The organism is Bordetella pseudohinzii, assembly GCF_000657795.2.
Classification (GTDB): Bacteria; Pseudomonadota; Gammaproteobacteria; order Burkholderiales; family Burkholderiaceae_B; genus Bordetella; species Bordetella pseudohinzii.
This window is the reverse complement of the sequence record NZ_JHEP02000002.1, coordinates 297699-322827: the sequence shown is the minus strand read 5'-3', so window position 1 is coordinate 322827 and position 25129 is coordinate 297699. Positions and strand designations below refer to the sequence as shown.

Below are 25129 nucleotides of genomic sequence, written 5' to 3'. Positions count from 1 at the left end.
GATAGGTGCGTAAGAAGTAGCCGGCTATTTTAGCGAGCGCAGCACGCCGCGCACCGCATCGGCGCGCGCGCTGACCTGCGGCGCGGTGATCTCGATGCGCAGCCTGTCCTGCCCGGAAAGTTTGATGTGGCGGTGTTTTTGCACCAATTCGATGATGCGCAGGGGATCGACCGCGGCCTTGGGGCCGAATTGCAGCAGCGCCTGGGTTTCGCTGACATCGATCTTGACGATGCCCAGCGGCTCGGCCGCCAGGCGCAGGCGATGGGTCATCAGCAGCGTCTGCGCGGCCTCGGGCAGCTTGCCGAAACGGTCGATCAGCTCTTCCTGGATGCGGATGAGGTCGTCTTCATCCTGGGCATGCGACAGGCGCTTGTAGATGGCCAGGCGGCCATGGACATCGGGGCAGTAGTCGGCCGGCAGCAGGGCGGGCGCATGCAGATTGACTTCGCAGGCCAGGTTGAAGGGCGCGTCCAGGTCGGGCTCCTCGCCGGCCTTCAAGGCCCGCACGGCTTCGCTGAGCATCTCGTTATACATGGAGAAGCCCACTTCCTGGATATTGCCCGACTGGGAGTCGCCCAGGATTTCGCCCGTGCCGCGGATCTCGAGGTCGTGCATGGCGAGATAGAAGCCCGAGCCCAGCTCCTCCATGGCCTGGATGGCTTCCAGGCGCTTCTTGGCGTTGGCGGTGATGGCATCCTCGCCAGGCGTGAGCAAATAAGCATAGGCCTGGTGGTGCGAGCGCCCGACGCGGCCGCGCAGCTGGTGCAGCTGGGCCAGGCCGAAGCGGTCGGCGCGATGGATCACGATGGTGTTGGCGCTGGGCACGTCGATGCCGGTCTCGATGATGGTGGTGCACAGCAGGACATTGAAACGCTGCTGGTAGAAGTCCTTCATCACCTGCTCAAGCTCGCGCTCGGGCATCTGGCCGTGGGCCACGCCGATGCGCGCCTCGGGCACGAGTTCTTCGAGGCGCGCCCGGCGGTTGTGTATGGTCTCGACCTCGTTGTGCAGAAAATAGGCCTGGCCGCCGCGCTTGAGTTCGCGCAGCAGGGCTTCGCGTATGGTGCTGCCGTCCTCGCGCCGCACAAAGGTCTTGATGGCCAGGCGCTTTTGCGGCGCGGTGGCGATGACGGAGAAATCGCGTATGCCCTCGAGCGACATGCCCAGGGTGCGCGGAATGGGCGTGGCGGTGAGCGTGAGCACGTCCACCTCGGCGCGCAAGGCCTTGAGCGTTTCTTTCTGGCGCACGCCGAAGCGATGTTCCTCGTCGATGATCACCAGTCCCAGGCGCTTGAAGCGCACGTCCTTGGACAGGATCTTGTGGGTGCCGATGACAATGTCGACGCGGCCGTCGTTGATGCCTTCGATGGCGGCGGCGACCTCCTTGGCCGAGCGGAAGCGCGAGAGCTCGACCACGCGCACGGGCCAGTCGGCAAAGCGGTCGGAGAAGGTCTGCGCATGCTGTTCGGCCAGCAGCGTGGTCGGGCACAGCAGGGCGACCTGCTTGCCATTGGCCACGGCCAGGAAGGCCGCGCGCAGGGCCACCTCGGTCTTGCCGAAACCCACGTCGCCGCAGACCAGCCTGTCCATGGGCTTGCCGGAAGTCATGTCCATGATGACGGCCTGGATGGCCGCGGACTGGTCGGGGGTTTCTTCAAAGCCGAAGCCTTCGGCGAAGACCTCGTAGTCCGATAGCGGCAGGTTGAAGGCATAGCCTTCGCGGGCGGCGCGCTGGGCGTAGAGCGCCAGCAGTTCGGCGGCGGTGTCGCGCACCTGCTTGGCGGCCTTTTTGCGCGCCTTGTCCCATTGCCCGGAGCCCAGCTGGTGCAGCGGCGCGGCCTCGGGATCGGCGCCGCTGTAGCGCGCGATCACGTGCAGCTGCGATACGGGCACATAGAGCGTGGAGCCGTTGGCGTACTCCAGATGGAGGAATTCCATCTCGCCTTCGCCCATGTCCATGTTGACCAAGCCATGGTAGCGGCCGATGCCGTGCTGGGCATGGACCACGGGATCGCCTTCGCGCAGCTCGGCCAGGTCGCGGACCATGGCCTCCACATTGCTGCTGCCTTCCTGGGCCCGCTTGCCGCGCCGCCGGGCGCCGGCATTGCCGGGATAGAGATCGTTTTCGGTCAGGAAGACCAGGCCGCCTTCGGTCAGCCCGAAGCCCGCCGCCAGCGGCGCGATGGTCAGGCCGAAGCTGGCGGGCGTCAGCAGGAAGGCGCCGATGTTGTCCGTCTGCTCGGCCGGGGCCAGGCCCTGTTCGGCCAGCATCTGGAACAGGGTTTCGCGCCGGCCCGCCGAGTCCGCGCACAACAGGATGCGGGCGCCCGGGCGCGAGACCAGGGCGCGCAGCTTGCCCAGGGGGTCGTCGGCGCGGCGGGCCACGGCCACGTCGGGCGCGGCGAGGAAGTCCGGGTGGGGCGGCTCGCCGGTCAGCGCCAGGCGCGCGAAATCCTTGAAACCCGCATAGAGGGCATCGCCGTCCAGGAACAAGGCCGACGGCGGCAGCACCGGACGCTCCCGGTCGCTTTTCAGGAAGTTGTAGCGGCTGGCCGTGTCCTGCGAAAAACGCTGGATGGCCTCATCGATATTGCCCAGCGTGACCGTCAGCGTGCCGGGGTTGAGGTAGTCGAACAGCGTGGCCGTCTGTTCGAAGAACAGCGGCAGATAGTATTCCACGCCGGCGAAGGCGATGCCGTTGCCGATGTCCTTGTAGGGCAGGGCGCGCGACGGGTCGCCTTCGAAGACCTCGCGGAAACGCGCGCGGAAATGATTGCGCGCCGCCTCGTCCATGGGGAACTCGCGCCCGGGCAGCAGCCGCACTTCGCCCACCGGGTAGAGGCTGCGCTGGGTGTCGACGTCGAAGGCGCGGATGGATTCGATTTCATCGTCGAACAGGTCCAGACGATAGGGCACGGCCGAACCCATGGGGAACAGGTCGATGAGCCCGCCGCGCAGGCAGAATTCGCCCGGCGCCGTGACCTGGGTCACATGGTTGTAGTTCGCCAGCGTCAGTTGCGCGCGCAAGGCGGCTTCGTCCAGCTTGTCGCGCTGCCGGAACGAAAAGGTGTAGGCGGCCAGGAAGGCGGGCGGCGGCAGACGGTACAGGGCCGTCGTGACGGGCACGGTCAGGATATCGACCGCCTCGGTCATGAGCGCGTGCAGGGTGTGCAGGCGCTCGGAGATCAGGTCCTGGTGCGGCGAGAAGGCGTCGTAGGGCAGGGTTTCCCAGTCAGGGAGCTGCCGCACGCGCAGTTCCGGCGCGAAGAGGGGGATTTCGTCGGCCAGGCGCTGGGCTTGCAGCGGATCGGCGGCCAGCACGACGATGGGTTTGCGGGCCTGGCGGGCCAGATCGGCCAGCAGCCAGCCGTCGCCCGAACCGGGGGGGCAAGGCTGGACATAGCGCGTCCCGGGTTTGAGGGCGGCCAGGGTGGCGGGCGTGGAGGGCAGCTGCGTATCCACTGCGGCGGGGGTCGAGGAGTCATGCATTGCCGGGAAATTATAAAATCTCCTGATCATGTCTGAATCCTTGATCGCAATTGTGCCCGCCGCCGGCGTGGGCAGCCGGGCCGGCCGGACCGGCCAGGATGCCCTGCCCAAGCAATATCGTCCGCTGGGCGGCCTGCCCATGCTCAGGCGCGCCGTGCTCGCCCTCCTGGCCGATGCGCGGATCGCGCAGGTGAGGGTGGCCGTCAGCCCCGGGGACGGCTGGGTGGAACAGGCCCTGCAGGGCTTGCCGCGCACGGTATGGCGTCCTTGCGGCGGCCCCACGCGCGCCGATACCGTGGCGGGCGCCCTGGCCGATGCCGCGCTGGAGGACGACGCCTGGGTTCTGGTGCACGATGCCGCCCGTCCGGGGCTGCCCGCCGAGGCGCTGGGCCGGCTGATCGACGCCTGCCTGGGCGACGAGGTCGGCGGCTTGCTGGCACTGCCAGTGCCCGACACCGTGAAGGCGGCCCAGCCGGGCGGGCAGGGCGCGCCTCATGTGCGCGCCACGGTGGACCGCGAAGGCCTCTGGCTGGCCCAGACGCCGCAGATGTTCCGGGCCGGGCGCCTGCGCCAGGCGCTGGCGCAGGCGCGCGAGCGCGGGCTGGCCGTGACCGACGAGGCGTCGGCGATCGAGGCGCAGGGGCTGGCGCCGCGCCTGGTGACCGGTTCGGCGCGCAACTTCAAAGTGACCTGGCCGGATGATTTCGCATTGATGGAAAAATGGTTATGACGATTCCTTTTCGCATCGGACAGGGCTTTGACGTGCACGCCCTGGTCACCGGCCGCCCGCTGATCATCGGCGGCGTGCGCATCGAGCACACCCACGGCCTGCTGGGCCATTCCGATGCCGACGTGCTGCTGCACGCCGTGACCGACGCGGTGCTGGGCGCGGCCGGCCTGGGCGATATCGGCCGCCATTTTCCCGATACCGATCCGCGTTTCAAGGGCGCGGACAGCCGGGTGCTGCTGCGCGAGGCCATGGCCCGCGTGCGCGAGGCCGGCTGGCAGGTGGTCAACGTGGACGCCACCGTGCATGCCCAGGCGCCCAAGATCGGCCCGCATGCCGCGGCCATGGTGGCCAATATCGCCGCCGACCTGGGCGTGGAGCCGGGCGCCGTCAACGTCAAGGCCAAGACCAACGAGGGCCTGGGCTATCTGGGGCGCAAGGAAGGCATCGCGGCCACGGTGGCCGCGCTGATCGCCCGCGCGGACTGACGCCTGGCCCTGCCGCGGACGAAAAAATACCGGCTCCATGAGCCGGTATTTTTTTTTTGCCTGAGGCGGATTACTTGCCCTGGGCGGCCAGGGCCTGCGCGGCGGCGTTGATCACCGAGGCGATGCGGCCGGCATCGCGCAGCTGTTCGGTGGACAGGCCGTCGTTCTTCAGGTTTTCGTAGTGCGATTGCACGCAGAAATGGCATTTGCCAATGATGGAGGCCACCAGCGCGAAGAGCTCGAAACGCTTTTTCTCGACGCCGCCATGCGTGGCATAGGCATTCATGCGCAGCTGCGCCGGCAGGCTCTTGAGCTGGGCGTCGCCGCTCATCTCCACATAGGGATACCAGGTGTTGTTCATGCCCATGAGGGCCGCGGCCGTCAAGGCGCCGTTGGCGTCGGCCTCGGACAGGGCGCCCTTGAAGGCATTGACCAGAAAGGCGTTGCCCGAAGCGTAGGCGGCGGCCAGGGCGGCGCCCAGCGCGTCTTCCTGAGGCAGGGTGGAGCGGGCAATCACGCTATCCAGATTCAGGCGAATATCCTTGGCCCAATCCGGCAGTTGATCCTTGATCGTAGAAAGGAATTCCATAGTTTTTACCTATAGTCTGGAGGGAGAAAAGGCCCGGACGAGCCGGGCCCCTTGGCATTACAGCGTCGCGCCACCCACGGAGCGGTTGCACGGGCAGAGTTCGTCCGTTTGCAGGCCGTCCAGCAGACGCAGCACTTCTTCAGGGTTGCGGCCGACGTTCAGGTTGTTGACCGAAACGTGTTGGATGGTGTTGTCGGGGTCGACGATGAAGGTGGCGCGCAGCGCAACGCCGGCACCCTTCTCGCGCACGCCCAGCTGGTCGATCAGCGCGCCGGTGGTGTCGCCGAATTGGTAGTGACCCAGCTTGTTCAGGTCCGGGTGCTCACGGCGCCAGGCCAGCTTGACGAATTCGTTGTCGCTCGAACCGCCCAGCAGGACGGCGTCGCGGTCTTCGAAATCCTTGGCCAGCTTGTTGAAGCCGACGATTTCGGTCGGGCACACGAAGGTGAAGTCCTTCGGGTAGAAATAGATCACCTTCCACTTGCCGGGGAACGAGCTTTCGGTGATTTCTTCAAAGGCGGAAACGCCGTTTTCTTCGTGCTGATTGAAGCCGGGCTTGACGCCGGTGACCTTGAAAGGCTCGAGTTTGTCGCCAACAGTTTTCATGTGGTGCTCCCAATAAGTTGTTGGTGGAGGTGGGGGGTCAGCCCCAAACCAACAATTTTACGCTATTGATTGGCCGTGTCTAATTGATAATTTCTAAACTTGGCTTTGGGCAACTCTATCCTGGCGGTCAGGCCGCCGCCGGGCCTGGGCAGCATCTTGAGCGAGCCGCCGACATGCTTGAGCAACCGCTCGACGATGGCCAGGCCCAGTCCCGCGCCGCTGACGCCGGTGCGCGCCGCCTCGCCGCGCGAGAACGGCCGCAACAGCCGCTCCACCTCTTCGGGCGCGATGCCCGGGCCGCGGTCGGCGACCTCGATGGCCAGCGTATTGCCTTCGGATTGCACCGTCATGACCAGATGGGCCAGGCCATCGGTCGAGCGGCCGTAGCGCCGCGCGTTTTCGATCAGGTTGCCGACGATGCGCTTCAGGTCGAGGGCGGTGATGCGGGCGCGCAGGCCGGGTTCGATGCTGGCTTCGAGTTCGCCGCCCAGCGAGGCGGTGTGGCTGCGCTCGCGCTCGTACAGCTCGGTCAGCACGGAGGAAATATCGGTGGCCAACTGGGGCAGGGTGCCCGCCGGGCGCGCATATTCCATCAGCTGGCCGATACTGTGATCGATCTGGCCGAGGTCTTCGTCGATGGCCTGCCGGGCATCCTCGGACACGCCGCTCATTTCGATTTCCAGGCGCATGCGCGCCAGGGGCGTGCGCAGATCGTGCGAAATGCCGGCCAGCATCAGCTCCCGGTCGGCCTCGGCCTGCCGCAAGTCCTTGGCCATCCGGTTAAAGGAGGCATTGAGGTCGCGTATTTCGAGCGGCCCTTGCTCGGGCAGCGGCGCGGGCGTCTCCCCGCGCGACAGCACCTGGGCCGCGCGCGCCAGCCGCGAGAGCGGCCGGTTCACAAAGCCCACGCTGACCGCCGCGCCCACCAGGGAGAGCAGGAGCGCGGTGGCGCCCCAGCCCAGCCATTCGATGCCGCCCGTCAGGCCGATCTGCTCGCGCTCGAACACCAGCCAATACAGGTCCTGGTCGATCCGGAAGCTCACCCAGAAACCCGGGACCTGGTTCACGCCCCAGGCGATCTGGGTCTCCGGGCCGAAACGGGTGCGGATGTGCTGCGCCACGCGCTGCCAGTAATCATCGTCCGGCAGGGCTTCGCTGAAGTCCGTGATCTCGCGCGGGTAGACCTGGATGCCTTCATTGGTGGCCAGGTCCAGCAGCAGCTTGCTGCGCTCATCGGCATGGGAATAGATCAGCGCGGTCCGCGTGATATTGACCGCCGTGATCACCCGCTGCGCCATCTGGTTGGCGCGCGGGCCCAGCTCCATGCTGAAAAACACCTGCAGCCAAGCCGCCAGGCTCACCAGCATGAGCGCGGCCAACAATAAAAAGGTGCGCCCGAACAAGCCGAGGCGCAACCCTGAGGTGAGGTTTTTTAGACTTTTCTGCAATCGGGGCACGAGGCTTTGCTCCTGCCCGGGGCGGCTCGCTGGATCAGCTGCCACCATCCGGAACGAAGACATATCCCAGGCCCCAAACGGTCTGAATGAAGACGGGTTTGGAAGGATTGGGTTCGATCAGCTTGCGCAGGCGCGAAATCTGCACGTCCAGGCTGCGATCGAAGGCCTCGTATTCGCGGCCGCGGGCCAGCTCCATGAGCTTGTCGCGGGACAGCGGAATCTTGGGGTGGCGCGCAAAGACCTTCAGGACCGAGAACTCGCCGGTCGTGATGGGCACTTGCTCGCCGTTGCGCGTCAGGGTGCGGGTCGAGAGGTTCAGCACATAGGGGCCGAAGGCGATCGACTCGTTTTCCTGGCTGGGGGCGCCCGGATGCTCTTCCGTGCCGCGGCGGCGCAGGATCGCATTGATGCGGGCCAGCAGTTCGCGCGGGTTGAAGGGCTTGGACAGGTAATCGTCGGCGCCCATTTCCAGGCCGACGATGCGGTCGATTTCCTCGGCCTTGGCGGTCAGCATGATGATGGGCGTGTTGTCGTGGCCGCCGCGCAGCCGGCGGCAGATAGACAAACCATCCTCGCCCGGGAGCATCAGGTCGAGGACGAGCAGGTCAAAGTGTTCGCGCTGCCAGAGCTTGCCCATTTCCTTGGCATCCTCGGCCACGAAGACATTGAACCCTTGTTCCGACAGGTAGCGGCGCAGCAGATCGCGCAGTCGCGGATCATCATCGACGACCAGGATCTTGCGGGTGGGGGTGGTGTTTTGCGTGTTCATGGCCGAAAATGTAACAGTGACAAGAACCGGCGGCTAGTGGGTATTCACAAGATATTACACATTGCACCCTGCGGTTGAAATCTCCCTTACATCGGGGGCACTTAGGGCCGATTTCGTACAATTAGGCGCTATGGACCTGAACCTGCTCGCCTTTGAAACATCTTCCTCGCGCTGCGGCGTGGCCTTGCTCGTCCGGCGGGCGGATACGGAGCATCTGACCGTCCTGGAGCACGAAGGGGCCCAGGAACACGCCGAACGCCTGCTGCCCATGGCGCGGCGCCTGCTCGACGAGGCCGGCCTGGCCGCCGCCGCGCTGCACGGCGTGGCTTTCGGCCAGGGGCCGGGCGGCTTTACCGGACTGCGGGTGGCTTGCGGCGTGGCCCAGGGCATGGCGATGGGGCTGGACATCCCCGTGCTGCCCGTGGTGTCGCACATGGCCGTGGCCGAGGCGGCCGGAGCCCTGTACGGCCAGGCCGTGCTGGTGGCCCTGGACGCGCGCATGGAGGAGGTCTATGCCGCCGTCTACCGCCGCGTGCCGAGTCCGCAGGGACCGGCCTGGGAGACCCTGCAGCCGCCATTGCTGATCGCTGCCGCCGAGCTGCTGCCCTGGGCGCGGCACCAGACGGCGCTCTGGCGCCTCGACGGCCCGCCGCTGCTGGCCGGCGATGCCTGGGCCGCCTATCCCGAGGCCATGCAGGCGCCGGCCGGCTGGCCCGCGAGCCCGGCGGCGCGGCCCCAGGCGGCGGAGGTGGCCCGCCTGGCCGAGCGCGACTGGGACCGCGGGCTGACGCTGGCGCCCGAGCTGGCCGCCCCGCTCTATGTGCGCGACAAGGTGGCCTTCACCACGGCCGAGCGCGAGCGCGGCCTGGGCGGCAACCCGCGCGCCGAGCCGGCCGTCGTGGCGGCGCGGCCGCCGGTGGCCGAGGCGGGGCCCGTGACGCTGCAGCCCATGACGGCGGAGGATTTGCCGGCGGTGGCGGCGCTGGAAGCCCGGGTGCAGGCCTTTCCCTGGACAGAAGGCAATTTCGGCGATGCCTTGGCCGCCGGCTACGACTGCTGCGTGCTGCGCAGCGCCGGACAGCTCGTCGGTTTCTGTGTGCTCATGCACGCGCCTGATGTGTCCCATATTCTTGTCATCGCGGTGGACCGCCATAGCCAGCGCCAGGGGCTGGGCCGCCGTCTGATCGCCTGGAGCGCCGCCCGGGCCCGCGCGCATGGGGTGCCGGCCCTCTTGCTGGAAGTCCGGCCGTCCAATGAGACCGCGCTGGCCTTCTATGCCGACCAGGGTTTCCTGCGCGTCGGCCTGCGCAGGGATTACTATCCGGCGGGTCAGGGCAAGCGCGAGGATGCTTGGGTAATGCAGAAAGAACTTCCGCCCGAGGCGGCCGCATGATGGCCGAGCTGCGTGTCAATCCGCTGCAGCGCCTCTGGCTGCGCGAAATCGGCATCGAAAAGACCTGGCTGCGCGGCGCGCCGGACAGCGCGCCGGCGCCCGCGCGCGACGTCCAGGCGCGTCCCGCGGTCACCGCGCAGGCGCCGCCCGCGGCCCGCTCCGCGCCCGAGGCACCCCGGCCGTCCCGGCCCGAGCCTCGGCCCGCTTCCAAGCCCGAACCGGCGCCCACGGTGGCCGAGGCCTCGGCGCCGGCCAGCGCCGGCATCGAGGTGGCAAGGCGCGTGGCCGGCTTCGATCTGGCGCAATTGCAGCAGGAGGTGCTGGCCTGCACGGCCTGCGGCCTGTGCCAGGGCCGCAAGCATGCGGTGTTTGGCGATGGGGCCCGGCCGGCGCGCTGGCTGGTGGTGGGCGAGGCGCCCGGCGAGCAGGAAGACCGGCGCGGGCTGCCCTTCGTGGGCCGTTCCGGCCAGTTGCTCGACGCCATGCTGGCCTCGGTGGGCATGAGCCGCGAGCGTGACGTCTTCATTGCCAATGTGATCAAGTGCCGCCCGCCCGGCAACCGCAATCCCAAGCCCGAGGAAATCGCCGCCTGCAGTCCCTACCTCATGCGCCAGATCGCCTTGCTGGAACCCGAGCGCATCCTGGTGCTGGGGCGTTTCGCGGCCCAGACCCTGCTGGGCACGGATGCCACCATAGGCAGCCTGCGGGGGCGCAGGCATGTCCTGAAGACCGAGGCGGGACGGGAGATCCCGGTGGTGGTGAGCTACCACCCGGCCTATCTGCTGCGCAGCCCCTCCGAGAAGGCGCGGGCCTGGCAGGACCTGCAGCTGGCCCTGCGGGCCGCTTGAGGAGGGGGCCCGGGCTCAGTGCAGGGAGTCCAGGGCCTTGCCGTGGCCTTCCTGGCCGATCTGCTCGTGCAGTTCGGGATGCTGGGCGAGGTTGCGCTTGCTCCAGCGCATGAAGATCAGCATCAGCACCGTCACGATCAGGCCGAAGATCACGATCACGGTGTTGATGGACATGTCCAGCCACAGCATCAGGGTATAGGCCGCCACCATGAGCAGGATATTGAGCTGCTCATTGAAGTTCTGCACGGCGATGGAGTGGCCCGCCGACAGCAGCACGTGGCCGCGATGCTGCAGCAGGGCGTTCATGGGCACGACGAAAAAGCCCGCCAGCCCGCCCGTGACCAGCAACAGCAGATAGACGCTCCAGGGCGAGTAGACCAGGGGCATGAGCAGGACCACCAGGCCCATGGCCGCGCCCACGGGCAGCACGCACAGCGCGCGCCGCAAGGGGATGCGGCCGGCGGCCACCGAGCCGATGACCGTGCCCAGGGCGGCCACGCCCATGAGGATGGAGGCCTGGTCCAGGCGGTAGCCCAGGTGGCTGCGGCCCCATTCGATGACGATGAGCTGCAAGGTGGCGCCGGCGCCCCAGAACAGCGTGGTGACCGCCAGCGAGATCTGGCCCAGCTTGTCGCGCCACAGCACGCGGACATAGCCGGCGAAGGTGCGCACCAGCTTTACCGGGTTTTTCTGCTGCGGCGGATAGCGCACATGGGTGTTGGGGATCAGCAGGTTGCACAGCGCGGCCAGCAGGTAGACCAGGGCGATGACCAGGATGGCCGCCTCGGCCGGCGTGCGCACCAGCTTGCCCAGGCCCGGATGGTGCAGCAGCACATCGGAGACGGTGGGCGAGATCAGGGCGCCGCCCAGCACGGTGCCGATGATGATGGACAGCACGGTCAGGCCTTCGATCCAGCTATTGCCCTTGACCAGCATGTCGGGCGGCAGCATCTCGGTGACGATGCCGTACTTGGCGGGGGAATAGGCGGCCGCGCCGATGCCGACCAGGCCATAGGCGCAGCAGACCAGATAGGTCTGGTAGGCCTGCGGCACGCCCAGGCTGGCATAGGAGAACATCAGCAGGCAGCCCGCGACCTTGAGCGCATTGGTCACGAACATGACGCGCCCCTTGGGGTAGGAGTCGGCGAAAGCCCCCACGAAGGCCGCCAGCACCACATAGGCGAGGGCGAACGACCATTTCATCAGGGGGGCCATCCAGTCCGGGCCGCTGAGTTCCAATATCAGGGCGATCGCGGCAATGAATAAGGCATTGTCCGCCATCGAAGAGAAGGCCTGGGCGGCCATGACCAGATAAAACCCGCGTTTCAAGAATGTCCCCGCTGCGCCCGGCCCGAACGCGGCCGAATTGTTGAATTCAGTGTCAGATTGAGAGTGTCAGCGAGTATAGCGTCCACTCCCCGGGAGCGCGCGTCGGCGTTTCCCCCTGCCCGGGGCGGGCGCCGGCCTTTTCTGCGCAAGCTCCTGGGGTATCATACGACCGTTACCAGACCGGCCTTCGTGGCCGGTTTGCCAATCTGTGCGGCAGGTCCGTTCAACGCCCCTCGTTCAACCTACCCGGTCCGTCATCTCCAGTGCGCCTCACCCAACTCAAACTCGCCGGCTTCAAGTCTTTTGTCGATCCCACCGTGATTCCCGTGCCCAGCCAGCTGGTCGGCGTGGTGGGTCCGAACGGCTGCGGCAAATCCAATATCATCGATGCGGTCCGCTGGGTGCTGGGCGAGGCCAAGGCCTCCGAACTGCGCGGCGAATCCATGCAGGACGTCATTTTCAATGGCTCCGGCAACCGCAAGCCCGCGGCCCGCGCCTCGGTGGAGATGGTGTTCGACAACAGCGAGGGCCGCGCGGCCGGCCAATGGAGCGCCTACGCCGAGATCGCGGTGCGGCGCGTGCTGACCCGCGACGGCACCAGCAGCTACTACGTCAACAACCAGCAGGTGCGGCGCCGCGACATCCACGATATCTTCCTGGGCACCGGCCTGGGCGCGCGCGGCTACGCCATCATCGGGCAGGGGATGATCAATCGCCTGATCGAGGCCCGGCCCGAAGAATTGCGCGTGTTTCTCGAAGAGGCCGCCGGCGTGTCGCGCTATAAAGAGCGCCGGCGCGAAACCGAGAACCGGCTGTCCGACACCCGCGAAAACCTGACCCGCGTCGAAGACATCCTGCGCGAACTGGGCAGCCAGCTCGAGAAGCTGGAGGCCCAGGCCGAGGTCGCCAAGCAATACCGCGATCTGCAGGCCGATGGCGAGAAAAAGCAGTTCGCGCTGTGGTTCCTGAAGGAAAGCGGGGCGCGCGATGAGCGCGACCGCAAGAACCAGGAAATGGCCGAGGCCCAGAACAAGCTGGAGGCCGCGATCGCCGAGCTGCGCGCCGGCGAGGCGGCCCTGGAGTCGCGCCGCCAGGCGCATTACGCCGCCAGCGACGCCGTGCACCATGCCCAGGGCCAGCTCTACGAAGCCAATGCCCAGGTCAGCCGCCTGGAGGCCGAGATCCGCCATGTCGTGGATTCCCGCAACCGCCTGCAGGCGCGGCGCGATCAGCTGGTGGCCCAGATCGAAGAATGGAACAGCCAGCAGGAGCACTGCACCGAGCAGATCGCCGCCGCCGAGGATGATCTGGCCAGCGCCGCGGCGCGCACCGAAGAGGCCCGCGCGGCGGCCGAGGACGCCCATGCGGGCCTGCCGGCCATCGAAGCCCGCGTGCGCGAAGCGGCCGCCGGCCGCGACGAAATGCGCATGGCCCTGGCGCGGGTCGAACAGAATCTCGCCCTGGCGGCGCAAACACAGCGCGATGCCGACCGCCAGCTGCAGGCGCTGGAGCAGCGCCGCGAACGCCTGCAGCAAGAGCTGCGCGAATTGCATACGCCCGATCAGGCCCGCCTGGAACAATTGGCGGGCGACCGCTATGCCGGCGAAGAACAACTGGAAGCCGCCCAGGCGGAACTGGCCGCCCTGGAAGGGCGCGTGCCCGAGGCCGACGCCGAGCGCGGCCGCGTCCAGGCCGCGGCCCAGCAAGAAACGCAAAACCTGGCGCGCCTGGATGCGCGCCTGACCGCGCTGGTCAAGCTCCAGGAAGACGTGCAGAAGCAGGGGGCGCTGGAGCCCTGGCTGGCCAAGCACGAGCTGGCCGGCCTGGGGCGCCTGTGGCAGAAGCTGCATATCGAGCCCGGCTGGGAGGCCGCGCTGGAGGCGGTGCTGCGCGAGCGCATGGCCGCCCTGGAAGTCCGCAACCTGGACTGGACCCGCGCCTTCGCCGATGATGCGCCGCCCTCGCGCCTGGCCTTCTACCAGACGCCGCCGGCCGCGCCGGCGCCGGCCGCCATGGCCGGCTTCACGCCCCTGGCCAGCCTGTTGCGCATCACCGATCCGGATCTGCGCGCGCTGCTCAATGACTGGCTGCGCGGTGTCCATATCGCCAATGATTTCGCCCAGGCCCTGGCCGCGCGGGCGACGCTGCCGGCCGGCGGCGTGCTGGTGGTCAAGGCGGGGCATCTGGTCGACGCCCACAGCGTGCGCTTTTATGCGCCCGACTCCGAACAGGCCGGCATGCTGGCCCGCCAGCAGGAAATCGAAAACCTGCAGCGCGAAATCAAGGCCCAGCAATTGATCGCCGACCAGGCGCGCGGCGCCGTGGCGCGCGCCGAGGCGGCCTGGCAGCAGGTGTCCCAGGCCCTGGGGCCGGCCCGCCAGCGCGTGGGCGAATTGACCCGGCGCCTGCATGATGTGCAGCTGGAGCATTCCCGGCTGCAGCAGCAGGCCGAGCAATCCGGCGAGCGGGCCAAGCGCCTGCGCGAGGATCTCCAGGAACTGGCCGCCCAGGAAGAAGACCTGCGCGCCACCCGCGAGGAAGCCGAGGCGCGCTTCGAGGCGCTGGACACCGAGCTGGCCGAGCATCAAGGGCGTTTCTCCGATGCCGAAATCGACGGCGAAAGCCTGGCGGCGTCGGCCGAAGCCGCGCGCGCGCGGCTGCGCGAACTCGAACGCGGCGCCCAGGAAGCCGAATTCGCCGAGCGCGGCATCCAGGCGCGCATCACCGATCTGCAGCGCAACCGCCAGCTGGCCATGGACCAGAGCCAGCGCGCCGGCACCGAGCTCTCGCAGCTCGAAGTCGATCTTTCCGAGCTGGACGCCTCGGCCACCCAGGCCGGCCTGCAGGACGCGCTCGAACAGCGCGCCGAGCGCGAAGAGGCGCTGACGCGGGCGCGCCAGGAGATGGACAACCTGGCCGCGCTGCTGCGCGGCGCCGACGAGGATCGCCTCCAGCAGGAGCGTCTGCTGGAGCCTCTGCGCGCCCGCATCACCGAGCTTCAGCTGCAAGAGCAGGCCGCCCGGCTGGCCGAAGAGCAATTCACCGAGCAGCTCAATGCCCGCGAGGTGGACCGCCAGGCCCTGGCCCAGGAGCTGGCCGCCATGCCCGAAGAGTGGCGCCGCGCCAGCTGGCTGCAGTCCGAGGTCGGCAAGATCTCACGCCAGATCGACGCCCTGGGCCCGGTCAACCTGGCCGCCCTGGACGAGTTGAGCACCTCGCGCGAGCGCAAGACCTTCCTCGATTCGCAGCAGCAGGACTTGATGACGGCTATCGAGACGCTGGAGGACGCGATCCGCAAGATCGACCGCGAAACCCGCGAGCTGCTGCAGGAGACCTTCGATACGGTCAATGGCCATTTCGGCGAGCTCTTCCCCAAGCTGTTCGGGGGCGGGGAGGCCAAGCTCACCATGACGGGCGACGAGATCCTGGACGCCGGCGTGCAGGTGATGGCCCAGCCGCCGGGCAAGCGCAACAGCACCATCCATCTGTTGTCCGGCGGCGAAAAGGCGCTGACGGCGACCGCCCTGGTGTTCGCCCTGTTCAAGCTCAACCCCGCGCCCTTCTGCCTGCTGGACGAAGTGGACGCGCCGCTGGACGACGCCAATACCGAGCGCTATGCCAATCTCGTGAGCAACATGAGCGAACAGACCCAGTTCCTGTTCATCTCGCACAACAAGATCGCCATGCAGATGGCCAAGCAACTGGTCGGCGTTACCATGCAGGAGCAAGGGGTTTCGCGTATCGTTGCCGTAGATATCGATTCGGCCGTGCAGATGGCCGCTGAAGCCGCTTAACCACCTCTATTTTGAAGGGCGCCTTTGCCGGCGCGGGATTTTTAAATGAGTGATTTGCAGATTGGGCTGATCGTCCTCGGCGTACTGCTGATACTGCTGGTATTGGGTTTCAACTGGTGGCAGGATCGCCGGGTGCGCCGCCGCATGCAGGAGCATTTCCCCGCCAGCGAACAGGATCCCCTGCTGGGAGCGGGCGAGACGCCGGCCCCCGCCGCGGCCGACGCGGCCAGGCCGCGCCGCGAGCCCGGCATCGGCCAGGCCGCCGCCCCGGCTGCCTTCCAGGCCGAAGCGCCCGCCGCGCCCGAGGCCGATGACCGCGACGAGCCCGATCCCGCCGTCGAGGTCGTGATCGAAATCCATTTCGCCGAACCCGCCCGCGGCGCGGACCTGCTGCCCTATATGCAGTCGCTGCGCCAGGTCGGCAAGAAGCAGCTGCGCGTCTTCGCCAGCACCGACCGGGGGCGCCATCGCAGCCGGATCGCCGCCGAGGAGTCGTACAGCACGCTGCAATTGGCCGTGCTGCTGGCCAATCGCAGCGGCCCCCTGACCGCCATCGAATGGTCGCAGGCCTGGGCCCGCGCCCAGGATTTGGCCGACCGTTTCGAAGGCAGCATCGAAGGGCCGGACCAGCAGGCCGTGCTGGAGCAGGCCGCCCGCCTGGATGACGTCTGCGCCGCCCTGGATACCCAGGTGGGCCTGACCCTGATGCTGGGCGGGGCCCAGCCCGCCGCCGAGGTGCTGACCGTGGCCCGCGGCATGGGCTTCGCGCCCGATGGCGCGCGCCTGGCCTGGTTGAACGACACCGGCGCCGTGCGCTTCACGCTGGCCCGTGGCGATGGCGCGGCCTTCGATGCCGGCATGGGCGGCATCGAGCGCCTGCACCTGCTGCTGGACGTGCCCTGCAGCCCGGCCGATCCGCATGCCTTCGGCCGCATGGTCGAGGTGGGTCGCGACCTGGCCGGCCGCCTGCGCGCTGAATTGGTCGACGACCAGGGCCGCCCGCTTGCCGATGGCGCGGAGAAGGTCATCGACGAGCGCCTGCAAGTGCTCTTCGAGCAGCTCGAACAGGCCGGCCTGCGCGCCGGCAGCGAGCGCGCGCAGCGGGTGTTCGCTTGATGGCTGGCACTGTCGCCGAGCGTGTCGCCCGCCTGCGGGCGGAGATAGCGCAACACAACGTCCGCTACTACGTCTACGACGACCCCGAGGTTTCCGACGCCGAATACGACGCGCTGATGCGCGAGCTCACCGCGCTGGAAACCGAGCATCCCGACCTGATCACCCCGGATTCGCCCACGCAGCGCGTGGGCGCCGCGCCCCTGGCCGAGTTCGGCAGCGTGCGGCATGCCGTGCCCATGCTCTCGCTGGGCAATGGTTTCGAGGATGAGGACGTCCACGCCTTCGACAAGCGCGTGAGCGACACCCTGCGCGGCGCCGGCCTGCTGGGCCCGGCCGAGCAGGCGCAGTATTTCTGTGAACTCAAGCTCGATGGCCTGGCGATCAGCCTGCGCTATGAAAACGGCGAACTGGTCCAGGCGGCCACCCGCGGCGACGGCCAGACCGGCGAAGACGTCACCGCCAATATCCGCACGATCAAGGCCATCCCGCTCAAGCTCAAGGGCCAGGCGCCGGCCGTGCTCGAAGTGCGCGGCGAGGTCCTGATGAACCGCGCCGAGTTCGAAAAACTCAACCAGAAACAGGCCGCGCGCGGCGAGAAGGTCTTCGTCAACCCGCGCAATGCGGCCGCCGGCAGCCTGCGCCAGCTGGACCCGCGCATCACGGCCCAGCGGCCGCTGCGGTTTTTTGCCTACAGCTGGGGCGAGGTCCGGGGACTGCCCTCGGGGCTGGCCGAGGCCTTCGACGAAAGCGCGCCCGGCATGGGCGCGGCGTCCACGCTGCCGCGCGACACGCATGGCGGCATGCTGGAATGGCTCTCCGGGCTCGGTTTGCCCGTCAATGTGCGCTTCAATCACAAGGCGCAAGGCGCCGAAGGCCTGCTGGACTTTTACCGCCGCATCGGCGCCGAGCGCGCCGGCCTGCCGTATGACATCGACGGCGTGGTCTACAAGGTCGATTCCCTGGCCGCGCAGCGCGTGCTGGGTTTCGTGGCCCGCGCCCCGCGCTGGGCGCTGGCCCATAAATTCCCGGCCGAGGAGGCCACCACCGATTTGCTGGATATCGAAGTCCAGGTGGGGCGCACGGGCGCCATCACGCCGGTGGCGCGGCTCAAGCCCGTCTTCGTCGGCGGCGTCACCGTCACCAACGCCACGCTGCACAACGAAGACGAGATCCGCCGCAAGGATGTGCGCGTGGGCGACGTGGTCGTGGTGCGCCGCGCCGGCGATGTGATTCCCGAGGTGGTCGGCCCCGTGCTCGAGAAGCGCAGCGGCGAGCTGCCCTTGTTCGTCATGCCCACGCATTGCCCGATCTGCGGCTCGACCATCGAGCGCCTGGAAGACGAGGCCATCGCGCGCTGCACCGGCGGCCTGTTCTGTCCGGCGCAGCGCAAGCAGACGCTGTTGCATGCGGCCGGCCGCAAGGCGCTGGACATCGAAGGCCTGGGCGAGAAGCTGGTCGAGCAACTGGTGGACAACGGCCGGCTGAAAACCCTGGCCGACGTCTTCACGCTGGACGCTTTCGAGCTCGCCGCGCTGGACCGCATGGGCAAGAAATCGGCCGAGAACCTGGTGGCCGCCATCGATCAGGCGCGCCGCCCCTCCCTGGGCCGCCTGCTCTTTGCCCTGGGCATACGCCATGTGGGCGAAACCACGGCGCGCGACGTGGCGCGGCATTTCGGCAGCATCGACAACATCATGGATGCCGACGAGCAGGCCCTGCTGGCCGTGCCGGATGTCGGGCCGGTGGTCGCCGGCTCCATTTACCGGTTTTTCCGCGAAGCGCACAATCGCGATGTCGTGCGCCAGCTGGAAAAGCAGGGCGTGGCGCCGCAGGCCGAAGCCCAGCCGCAAGGCGGCAGCCTGGCGGGCAAGACCTTCGTGCTGACCGGCACCATGCCCAACTGGAGCCGCGACGAGGCCACGCGCCACATCCTGGCCGCCGGCGGCAAGGTCAGCGGCTCGGTGTCCAAGAAGACTTCTTATGTGGTGGCCGGCGAAGAGGCGGGCAGCAAGCTCGTCAAGGCGCAGGAACTGGGGCTGACCATCCTCGACGAAGACGGCCTGAAGGCGCTGCTGGGGCAATAGCCCGCCGGCCTAGGCCGGCTGCCCCCATTCCTGGGGCAAGCCCTCGGTCAGGGTGGTGACGAAGGCCTGGGTGCGCGGATCCCGCGCCTGGGTGAACACCGCCCGCGGCGTGCCGGCCTCCACCACTTGGCCTGCCTGCAGAAACACCACTTGGTCGGCGATATTGGCGGCCAGGCGCAGATCATGGGTGGCCATGATCATGGTCATGCCTTCTTCGGCCAGCCGCTTGAGCACGTCCACGACCTCACCGGCCAGGGAGGGATCGAGCGCCGAGGTCGGTTCGTCGCACAGCAGCACGCGGGGAGAGGGCGCCAGGGCGCGGGCGATGGCAACCCGTTGCTGCTGGCCGCCCGACAGCGTCGCCGGCCAGGCCTGGGCCTTGGCCGCCATATCGACTTTTTCCAGCAAGGCCATGGCGCGCTCGCGCGCCCGGGGCTTGGGCCACTTGAGCACGGTCACCAGGCCTTCCATGACGTTGTCGATGACGGTCTGGTGCGGAAACAGCTGAAAGTTCTGGAACACCATGCCCGTCTGGCGCCGCACGCGCTGTATGGCGTCGCGCGGTGGGCGCTGGCCATGGAAGACCAGCTTCTCTTCGCCGATTTCCAGGCTGCCGCGCTCGGGGATTTCCAGCAGGTTCACGCAGCGCAGCAGGGTGCTCTTGCCGCTGCCCGAAGGACCGATCAGGGCCGTCACGCTGCCTTGCGCCACCCGCACGCCGACCTGGCGCAGGACATGGTTGTCGGCGAAATGTTTGTCGATGTCGTTCAGCGCAATCATCGCTGCTGCTCCGCAAAGACGGCATGCTGGCCGAAGCGTTTCTCCAGGCGCGTCTGCAGGGCCGACAGCACCGAACTGAAGACCAGGTAGATCAAGGCGGCTTCCGTGTAGAGAACCAGGGGTTCGTAGGTCACGGCCGCGATGCGCTGCGCCGCCTGGAAGATCTCCGGGACGGTCAGCACGGCGGCCAGGGAGGTGTCCTTGACCAGGGCGATGAAGGCATTGGACAAGGGCGGCACGGCCACGCGGGCGGCCTGGGGCAGCACGGTGCGGCCCAGGGCCTGGGCGCGCGTCATGCTCAGCGAATACGCGGCCTCCCATTGGCCTTTGGGCACGGCCTCGATGGCGCCGCGTATCACCTCCGAGTTGTAGGCGCCCACGTTCAGCGTGAAGCCGATCAGCGCCGCCGGCAAGGGATCCAGCACGATGCCTACGCTGGGCAGGCCATAGAAAATCACGAAAAGCTGCACCAGCAGGGGCGTGCCCCGTATCAGCCAGACATAGAAGCGCATCAGCAGGGCGATGGGCCGAGGGCCGAACAGGCGCAGCATGGCCACCGCAAAGGCCAAAAGCAAACCGGCCGCGAACGAAATCAGCGTCAGCGGCACGGTGAACTTCAGACCTGCGACCAGCAGCGGCCAGAAAGAATCGAGCATCAATTGGAACCAGGCAGGCGCCATGGGCATCTCCGGGTCGGGCCGCTGCGGGAATCAGGGCGCGGCGGACAAATCGGCGCCGAAGTATTTTTCGCTCAGGCGTTTATAGCTGCCATCGGCCTTGAGGTCGGACAAGGCTTTGTTGATGGCCGCCTGCAGCTCGGGGTTGCCCTTGCGCAGCAGCACGCCCGACTCGCTGAATTCCTTGCTCTTGTCATAGGCCGCGATGCGCACCGGCGCCTTGGGCTTTTGTTTCTTGAAATCCAGGAAGGAAAGTTTGTCGTTGACCGTGGCGCGCACGCGGCCGGACAGCAGGAGGTCGATGGCCTCGTTAAAGCCCTGCACCGGCACGACTTCGGCGCCATAGCTCTGGGCCAGCTTGCCGAAGTTGCTGGTCAGCGTGTTGGCCGAACGCTTGCCCTTGATATCGGCGAAGCTCTTGATGTCTTTTTCGTCGTCGCGCACGATGAGCACGGCTTCGGACGAGATGTAGGGATCGGAGAAGTCGTACTTCTGCTTGCGCGCGTCGGTGATGCCCACCTGGTTGATCACCGCGTCATAGCGCTTGACGTCCAGGCCGGCGATGAGGCCGTCCCATTTGCCCTCGATGAACTGGGCTTTCACGCCCAGCTTGTCGGCGATGGCGCGGCCGATCTCGACATCGAAGCCGGTCAGCTCGTTCTTGGCGTCGTGGAAGGAAAACGGCGCATAGGTGCCCTCGGTGCCTATCTTGATGACGCCCGCGGACTTGATCCGCGCAAGATCATCGGCATGCGCGGCGGCCAAGGGCAGCAGTCCGGCGGCCAGGACAGACAGCAATGTGCGGCTCAGGATGTTCATCGTGCTTCACTCCGGGAGAGAGGTTGATAAAGCACTCTAAAGGCAGGTCTATTTTTCCACAAAGAATATAAAAACGTGAAAACATGAGAAAAAGTGATTAAGCCGTCATGGCCGAGGCAGAAAAAAACCCGCCGGGCGGCGGGTTGTGGCGGGGCAGGCGGGCTTATTGCACCTTGGCCTTTTCGCGCAGTTCCTTCTGGAAGGCATTCAGCTTTTGCTGACGCATCATTTCTTCCAGTTGCGGACGGACCTGGTCCAGCGGCGGGAATTCCACCGGGCGGGTGTCCTGCACCTGGATGATGTGCCAGCCAAATTGCGTCTGCACCGGCTTGTCGACCGTCTGGCCCTTCTTCAGCTTGGTGACCGCTTCGGCAAAGGGCGGCACGTAGTTGGTCGGGGGCGCCCAGCCCAGGTCGCCGCCGCGCTCGGCGCTGCCGGGATCCTTGGAGTTCTTCTTGGCGGCGTCTTCGAACTTCAGCTTGCCGCCCTTGATCTGGGCCAGCAGGTCGTTGGCCGTCTTTTCGTCCTCGACCAGGATGTGGCGGACCTGGTATTCCTGCTTGCCGGCCTGCTCTTTCTTGATTTTTTCGTACTCGGCCTTGACGGCGCTGTCGGTGACCGGGTTCTTTTGCAGGTAGTCGGCCATCAGGGCGCGCACCAGGATGCCTTGGCGGGCCAGCTCGATCTCGGTCTGGATATCGGCCTGCTTGCCGATGCCTTGCTTTTCGGCGGCCTGCACGAAGACCTGGCGGTTGATCATTTCCTGCTTGACCTGCTCACGCAGCTGCGGGGAGTCCGTCGCGCCCTGAGTGACCAGCAGCTTGACGAAGTCGTCCAGGCTCTTCTGGGTGATGGCCTTGCCATTGACGGTGGCGACGTTTTGCGCGTAGACCGGCACGGCAATGGCGCAAGCGGCAGCCAGCATGAGGATGCGTTTCATGAATATCCTTCCTGGGGAGTGTATGAGTGGATTTGGCAGGAATGTACTACGGAGCTCGCGTATCCAGTGCAAGCGCGTGTATCGGGAACGGAATCAGATCGTGCAAATGATGATACACCAGGCGATGTCGGGCAACAGACGTTAATCCTACAAAGGCTTCTGACACAATCAGGACGCGATAATGCCCCGCGCCGCCCTGTGCGCCGGCATGGCCTGCGTGCAAATGGGACTCATCTGATATTTCTAGTTGCGAAGGCGCCAGCGGCGCCAGGCGTTCGCGGATGAGGGCGGCACGGTCTTGAGGGGAGGTCGGGTTCATATCAGTCGGGGCGGCCGTCTTTGTCGGCGCCGGGCTCTTGCATGTGGCGGCCCAGCCAGAGGGATTGCAGGATGACGAAGGCGATCAGCAGGCCCATCAGGCCGAAGACCTTGAAGTTGACCCATTGCGATTCGCTGAAATGGCCCGAGAAAGCCACATACAGATTGACCGCGCCGGCGGCCAGGAAGAACAGCGCCCAGCTCAGGTTGAGCTTGTTCCAGAGCGCGTCGGCCAGGCTGATCTGTTTTTCGAGCAGGCGGCGGATCAGGTTGCGGCCGAACAGGTAGCGGCTGACCAGCAAGGCGCCGCCGAACAGCCAGTACAGCACCGTGGGCTTCCATTTGATGAAGACGTCGCTGTGCAGCCAGAGCGTGGCGCCGCCGAAGATGACGATCACCGACAGGTTGATCCAGTGCATGCCCTCGATGGCCTTGCCCGTCAGCTTGAGCCAGAGGATCTGCGCCACCGAGGCGGTGATGGCCACGGCGGTGGCGGCATAGATGTCGGCGAAGCGGTAGGCGGCGAAAAAGAGGATGAGGGGGAAAAGGTCGAAGAGGAACTTCTTCATGCGGGATCCAGCGGCTCGAACTTCAGGGATAGCGAGTTGATGCAATAGCGCAGGCCGGTCGGCTCGGGGCCGTCGGGGAAGACATGGCCCAGGTGCGAGTCACAGATATTGCACAGGACTTCGGTGCGCACCATGCCATGGCTGGTGTCGGTTTCCTCGCGCACGCGCGCCGGGTCGATGGGCTCGAAATAGCTCGGCCAGCCGCAGCCGGCGTCAAACTTGGTGTCGGAGGCGAACAGCGGCGTGCCGCAAGCCACGCACCGGTAGATGCCCTCGGTGAAAGTGTCCCAATAGCGGCCGGTGAAGGCGCGTTCGGTCCCTTTTTCTCGGGTGACGTGGAATTCCTGGGGGCTGAGTTGGGCACGCCATTCGGCGTCGGACTTTCGGACTTTTTCCATGGCAGATTGGATCGGCGCGGTGCGAAATGGTTCGGGCATAATCCCGCACCATGTTAATCGAGTTTGATCAGGCGGTCGTGATCGTGGAGGGCAGGCCGCTGTTGCGGCTGCCCGGCCTGACGCTGTCCGAGCGCCGCGTGGGCATCGTCGGTCCCAACGGGGCGGGCAAAAGCACGTTTGCCCGTCTGATCAACGGCCTCTTGCTGCCCGATCAGGGCCAGGTCCGGGTCAATGGACTGGATACGCGCCGCGAGGCCCGCGCCATCCGGCGCCAGGTCGGCTTTGTGTTCCAGAACCCCGACAACCAGATCGTTTTTCCCATCGTGCGCGAAGACCTGGATTTCGGGCTCAAGCCCCTGGGGCTGCCGTCCGCCGAGCGCGCCGCGCGGGTGGCGGCCCAGCTGGAGCGCCTGGGCATCGCCCATCTGGCCGGGCGCAGCAGCTTCAGCCTGTCCGGCGGCGAGCGGCAACTGGTGGCCCTGGCGGCCGTGCTGGTGCGCGAGCCCGGCCTGGTCATCTTCGATGAGCCCACCACCCAGCTGGACTTGCGCAACCGCAACCGCGTGCGCGATGCCATCGCGGCGCTGGCGCCCTCGGCCTGCGTGGTCAGCCACGATCTGGAGCTGCTGGCCGATTTCGACCGCGTGCTGGTGATCTGCGACGGGCGCATCGCCGCCGACGACCAGCCTGCCGCCGCGCTGCGCTGGTATCGGGAGCACTGCGCATGATGGAGCCGCTCTATACCCCGGGCGACACGCTGCTGCATCGGCTGCCGGCCGGGCTGAAGCTCGGCCTGCTGATGGCCGCGGGCGCGGGCCTGTTCGCCCTGAACGACGCGCGCGGGCTGGGGCTGGCCTGCCTGGCCGCGGCGGGGCTGGTGGCCGTATGCCGTCCCCGGCCGGCCAGGCTTTGGCGGCAGGTGCGCGGCCTGCTGCTGATCCTGGCCGCCGTCGGCCTGTTCACCGGCTGGGCGCAGGGGCTGGAGGCGGCCCTGGCCGTGCTGGCCCGTTCCGCGGCGCTCATCGGGCTGGCCATGGCCGTGACCCTGAGCACGCCGGTGCCCGCCATGCTGACGGCCATCGAGCGCGGCCTGGCGCCGCTGTCGCGCTGGGTCGATCCGGCCCGCGTCAGCCTGGCCTTCGCGCTCTGCCTGCGTTTCGTGCCGGAGATCTGGCACAACTACCAGGAGATCCGCGAGGCCCAGGCCGCGCGGGGCCTGGGCCATCATCCGCTGGCCTTGCTGGTGCCGCTCATCGTCCGCACGCTCAAGCGCGCCGAGGAAGTCGCCCAGGCCATCGACGCCCGTTCCTGAGCCGGGGCGGCCCCAAGACCGTTTGAAGGGAAAGACGCATGACGAGCAAGAACCTGGTGCTGGCGGCGCTGTTTGCCGCGCTGATCGTAGTCCTGAGCCTGATGCCGCCCATTCCGCTGCCGGGCATTCCCGTGCCCGTCACGCTCCAGACCCTGGGCGTGATGCTGGCTGGCGTCATGCTGGGCCCCTGGCGCGGCGCGGCGGCCTGCCTGCTGTACCTGGCGCTGGCCGCCATCGGCCTGCCGGTGCTGCCCGGCGGCCGCGGCGGCCTGGGCGTGTTCGCCGGGCCCACGGGCGGCTTTCTGGTGGGCATGCTGCTGGGCGTCATCGTGGCGGGCCTGGTCGCCCGCGCGCTGGTCCGCGGCGGCATGTGGCGCGCCCTGGGCGCCTATGTGCTGGCCTGCCTGTTGGGCGGCATCGCGGCCGTGTATGCCATCGGCGTGCCCTGGCTGGCCGCCGTGACCCAGATGGGCTTGGGCAAGGCCGCCATGGCCATGGTGGTGTTCCTGCCCGGCGACCTGGCCAAGGCGGCCGTGGCCTCCTGGGTCGCCTGGCGCGTCGAGCGCGTCTGGCCCATGCTGCGGCGCTGAAATCCCCGGGATTTCCCGGAAAGACGTCTGACTGTCT

23 protein-coding genes are annotated in these 25129 nt (G+C 67.3%); 10 read left to right on the top strand and 13 right to left on the bottom strand.

From position 1 onward, the window contains the following. Nucleotides 1-24: 24 nt before the first annotated feature. Complete coding sequence (mfd, locus tag L540_RS03670) at nucleotides 25-3489, bottom strand: transcription-repair coupling factor (RefSeq protein WP_043212523.1); 3465 nt, start codon at nucleotides 3487-3489, stop codon at nucleotides 25-27. Nucleotides 3490-3517: 28 nt separating this feature from the next. Here mfd and ispD point away from each other — a divergent pair, with 28 nt between their 5' ends. Next, on the top strand, nucleotides 3518-4219 hold the full coding sequence (gene ispD, locus L540_RS03665) for a 2-C-methyl-D-erythritol 4-phosphate cytidylyltransferase (protein WP_043212526.1): 702 nt from the start codon (nucleotides 3518-3520) through the stop codon (nucleotides 4217-4219). Next, a complete protein-coding gene (ispF, locus tag L540_RS03660; protein ID WP_043212527.1) occupies nucleotides 4216-4704 on the top strand; it encodes a 2-C-methyl-D-erythritol 2,4-cyclodiphosphate synthase in 489 nt (162 codons plus the stop codon). Before ispD ends, ispF begins: the two co-directional genes overlap by 4 nt. A gap of 70 nt (nucleotides 4705-4774) precedes the next feature. Here ispF and L540_RS03655 read toward each other — a convergent pair whose 3' ends face one another. The 4 genes from L540_RS03655 to risA form a co-directional block, all read right to left on the bottom strand. After that, nucleotides 4775-5293, bottom strand: coding sequence for a carboxymuconolactone decarboxylase family protein (locus tag L540_RS03655; protein ID WP_043212529.1), 519 nt, complete (start codon nucleotides 5291-5293; stop codon nucleotides 4775-4777). 57 nt (nucleotides 5294-5350) lie between these two features. Then, entirely contained in the window at nucleotides 5351-5899 is a 549-nt protein-coding gene (locus L540_RS03650) for a peroxiredoxin (RefSeq protein ID WP_029578763.1), read from the bottom strand. Nucleotides 5900-5961: 62 nt separating this feature from the next. Beyond that, nucleotides 5962-7356 carry a sensor histidine kinase RisS gene (risS, locus tag L540_RS03645; protein ID WP_029578762.1) on the bottom strand — a complete coding sequence of 465 codons (1395 nt, stop codon included), beginning with the start codon at nucleotides 7354-7356 and terminating at the stop codon, nucleotides 5962-5964. Nucleotides 7357-7390: 34 nt separating this feature from the next. After that, entirely contained in the window at nucleotides 7391-8125 is a 735-nt protein-coding gene (risA, locus tag L540_RS03640) for a response regulator transcription factor RisA (RefSeq protein WP_003813882.1), read from the bottom strand. Nucleotides 8126-8255: 130 nt separating this feature from the next. Between risA and L540_RS03635 the strand changes: the two genes are divergently transcribed. Together L540_RS03635 and L540_RS03630 are read left to right on the top strand one after the other, a co-directional pair. Next, entirely contained in the window at nucleotides 8256-9518 is a 1263-nt protein-coding gene (locus L540_RS03635; protein WP_043212531.1) for a bifunctional tRNA (adenosine(37)-N6)-threonylcarbamoyltransferase complex dimerization subunit type 1 TsaB/ribosomal protein alanine acetyltransferase RimI, read from the top strand. Continuing rightward, nucleotides 9518-10366 (top strand): uracil-DNA glycosylase, encoded by an 849-nt coding sequence (locus L540_RS03630; RefSeq protein WP_043213054.1) that lies wholly within the window; start codon nucleotides 9518-9520, stop codon nucleotides 10364-10366. Before L540_RS03635 ends, L540_RS03630 begins: the two co-directional genes overlap by 1 nt. Before the next feature lie 15 nt (nucleotides 10367-10381). Here the strand turns inward: L540_RS03630 and lplT are convergent, their stop codons facing one another. Continuing rightward, nucleotides 10382-11695, bottom strand: coding sequence for a lysophospholipid transporter LplT (gene lplT, locus L540_RS03625; protein ID WP_043212534.1), 1314 nt, complete (start codon nucleotides 11693-11695; stop codon nucleotides 10382-10384). 263 nt (nucleotides 11696-11958) lie between these two features. On the opposite strand from lplT, the gene smc reads away from it, so the two are divergent. The 3 genes from smc to ligA are packed head-to-tail and all read left to right on the top strand — an operon-like array spanning nucleotide 11959 to nucleotide 18689. After that, nucleotides 11959-15489, top strand: a complete 3531-nt coding sequence (gene smc, locus L540_RS03620) for a chromosome segregation protein SMC (protein WP_043212535.1) — start codon at nucleotides 11959-11961, stop codon at nucleotides 15487-15489. Nucleotides 15490-15534: 45 nt separating this feature from the next. Continuing rightward, nucleotides 15535-16605 carry a cell division protein ZipA C-terminal FtsZ-binding domain-containing protein gene (locus L540_RS03615; RefSeq protein ID WP_043212537.1) on the top strand — a complete coding sequence of 357 codons (1071 nt, stop codon included), beginning with the start codon at nucleotides 15535-15537 and terminating at the stop codon, nucleotides 16603-16605. After that, on the top strand, nucleotides 16605-18689 hold the full coding sequence (gene ligA / locus L540_RS03610) for an NAD-dependent DNA ligase LigA (RefSeq protein ID WP_043212539.1): 2085 nt from the start codon (nucleotides 16605-16607) through the stop codon (nucleotides 18687-18689). The genes L540_RS03615 and ligA overlap by 1 nt, the downstream gene beginning before the upstream one ends. 9 nt (nucleotides 18690-18698) lie before the next feature. Here ligA and L540_RS03605 read toward each other — a convergent pair whose 3' ends face one another. From L540_RS03605 to msrB, 7 genes are all read right to left on the bottom strand, one after another. Next, the gene (locus L540_RS03605; protein WP_043212540.1) at nucleotides 18699-19469 is read right to left on the bottom strand and encodes an amino acid ABC transporter ATP-binding protein; all 771 of its coding nucleotides are present in this window, start codon (nucleotides 19467-19469) and stop codon (nucleotides 18699-18701) included. Next, the gene (locus L540_RS03600; protein ID WP_043212542.1) at nucleotides 19466-20149 is read right to left on the bottom strand and encodes an amino acid ABC transporter permease; all 684 of its coding nucleotides are present in this window, start codon (nucleotides 20147-20149) and stop codon (nucleotides 19466-19468) included. Before L540_RS03600 ends, L540_RS03605 begins: the two co-directional genes overlap by 4 nt. Nucleotides 20150-20179: 30 nt before the next feature. Next, nucleotides 20180-20965, bottom strand: coding sequence for an amino acid ABC transporter substrate-binding protein (locus L540_RS03595; protein ID WP_043212543.1), 786 nt, complete (start codon nucleotides 20963-20965; stop codon nucleotides 20180-20182). A gap of 163 nt (nucleotides 20966-21128) precedes the next feature. After that, nucleotides 21129-21905 (bottom strand): peptidylprolyl isomerase, encoded by a 777-nt coding sequence (locus tag L540_RS03590; protein WP_043212545.1) that lies wholly within the window; start codon nucleotides 21903-21905, stop codon nucleotides 21129-21131. A 46-nt stretch (nucleotides 21906-21951) separates the two neighbouring features. Next, a complete protein-coding gene (locus L540_RS21435; protein WP_082149530.1) occupies nucleotides 21952-22224 on the bottom strand; it encodes a BolA family protein in 273 nt (90 codons plus the stop codon). Nucleotide 22225: 1 nt separating this feature from the next. Then, nucleotides 22226-22792: a septation protein A gene (locus L540_RS03585; protein WP_043212547.1), complete on the bottom strand. Its 567-nt coding sequence runs from the start codon at nucleotides 22790-22792 to the stop codon at nucleotides 22226-22228. After that, nucleotides 22789-23190, bottom strand: a complete 402-nt coding sequence (gene msrB, locus L540_RS03580) for a peptide-methionine (R)-S-oxide reductase MsrB (protein WP_043212549.1) — start codon at nucleotides 23188-23190, stop codon at nucleotides 22789-22791. Before msrB ends, L540_RS03585 begins: the two co-directional genes overlap by 4 nt. A gap of 50 nt (nucleotides 23191-23240) precedes the next feature. Here msrB and L540_RS03575 point away from each other — a divergent pair, with 50 nt between their 5' ends. The 3 genes from L540_RS03575 to L540_RS03565 are packed head-to-tail and all read left to right on the top strand — an operon-like array spanning nucleotide 23241 to nucleotide 25092. Further along, on the top strand, nucleotides 23241-23918 hold the full coding sequence (locus L540_RS03575) for an energy-coupling factor ABC transporter ATP-binding protein (protein WP_043212551.1): 678 nt from the start codon (nucleotides 23241-23243) through the stop codon (nucleotides 23916-23918). Further along, nucleotides 23915-24502: an energy-coupling factor transporter transmembrane component T family protein gene (locus tag L540_RS03570; RefSeq protein WP_043212553.1), complete on the top strand. Its 588-nt coding sequence runs from the start codon at nucleotides 23915-23917 to the stop codon at nucleotides 24500-24502. Before L540_RS03575 ends, L540_RS03570 begins: the two co-directional genes overlap by 4 nt. 38 nt (nucleotides 24503-24540) lie before the next feature. Next, entirely contained in the window at nucleotides 24541-25092 is a 552-nt protein-coding gene (locus L540_RS03565; protein ID WP_043212555.1) for a biotin transporter BioY, read from the top strand. Nucleotides 25093-25129 lie beyond the last annotated feature (37 nt).

Excerpts from the sequence above, each read along its gene's own strand:
- L540_RS03600 (WP_043212542.1), bottom strand. The coding sequence starts at position 20,149 with ATGGCGCCTGCCTGGTTCCAATTGATGCTCGATTCTTTCTGGCCGCTG.
- L540_RS03565 (WP_043212555.1), top strand. The coding sequence starts at position 24,541 with ATGACGAGCAAGAACCTGGTGCTGGCGGCGCTGTTTGCCGCGCTGATC.
- L540_RS03655 (WP_043212529.1), bottom strand. The coding sequence starts at position 5,293 with ATGGAATTCCTTTCTACGATCAAGGATCAACTGCCGGATTGGGCCAAG.
- L540_RS03630 (WP_043213054.1), top strand. The coding sequence starts at position 9,518 with ATGGCCGAGCTGCGTGTCAATCCGCTGCAGCGCCTCTGGCTGCGCGAA.
- risA (WP_003813882.1), bottom strand. The coding sequence starts at position 8,125 with ATGAACACGCAAAACACCACCCCCACCCGCAAGATCCTGGTCGTCGAT.
- L540_RS03595 (WP_043212543.1), bottom strand. The coding sequence starts at position 20,965 with ATGAACATCCTGAGCCGCACATTGCTGTCTGTCCTGGCCGCCGGACTG.
- L540_RS03605 (WP_043212540.1), bottom strand. The coding sequence starts at position 19,469 with ATGATTGCGCTGAACGACATCGACAAACATTTCGCCGACAACCATGTC.
- L540_RS03590 (WP_043212545.1), bottom strand. The coding sequence starts at position 21,905 with ATGAAACGCATCCTCATGCTGGCTGCCGCTTGCGCCATTGCCGTGCCG.
- L540_RS03570 (WP_043212553.1), top strand. The coding sequence starts at position 23,915 with ATGATGGAGCCGCTCTATACCCCGGGCGACACGCTGCTGCATCGGCTG.
- msrB (WP_043212549.1), bottom strand. The coding sequence starts at position 23,190 with ATGGAAAAAGTCCGAAAGTCCGACGCCGAATGGCGTGCCCAACTCAGC.
- ispD (WP_043212526.1), top strand. The coding sequence starts at position 3,518 with ATGTCTGAATCCTTGATCGCAATTGTGCCCGCCGCCGGCGTGGGCAGC.
- L540_RS03575 (WP_043212551.1), top strand. The coding sequence starts at position 23,241 with ATGTTAATCGAGTTTGATCAGGCGGTCGTGATCGTGGAGGGCAGGCCG.
- ispF (WP_043212527.1), top strand. The coding sequence starts at position 4,216 with ATGACGATTCCTTTTCGCATCGGACAGGGCTTTGACGTGCACGCCCTG.
- ligA (WP_043212539.1), top strand. The coding sequence starts at position 16,605 with ATGGCTGGCACTGTCGCCGAGCGTGTCGCCCGCCTGCGGGCGGAGATA.
- L540_RS03615 (WP_043212537.1), top strand. The coding sequence starts at position 15,535 with ATGAGTGATTTGCAGATTGGGCTGATCGTCCTCGGCGTACTGCTGATA.
- L540_RS03635 (WP_043212531.1), top strand. The coding sequence starts at position 8,256 with ATGGACCTGAACCTGCTCGCCTTTGAAACATCTTCCTCGCGCTGCGGC.
- L540_RS03585 (WP_043212547.1), bottom strand. The coding sequence starts at position 22,792 with ATGAAGAAGTTCCTCTTCGACCTTTTCCCCCTCATCCTCTTTTTCGCC.
- mfd (WP_043212523.1), bottom strand. The coding sequence starts at position 3,489 with ATGCATGACTCCTCGACCCCCGCCGCAGTGGATACGCAGCTGCCCTCC.
- L540_RS21435 (WP_082149530.1), bottom strand. The coding sequence starts at position 22,224 with ATGAACCCGACCTCCCCTCAAGACCGTGCCGCCCTCATCCGCGAACGC.
- L540_RS03650 (WP_029578763.1), bottom strand. The coding sequence starts at position 5,899 with ATGAAAACTGTTGGCGACAAACTCGAGCCTTTCAAGGTCACCGGCGTC.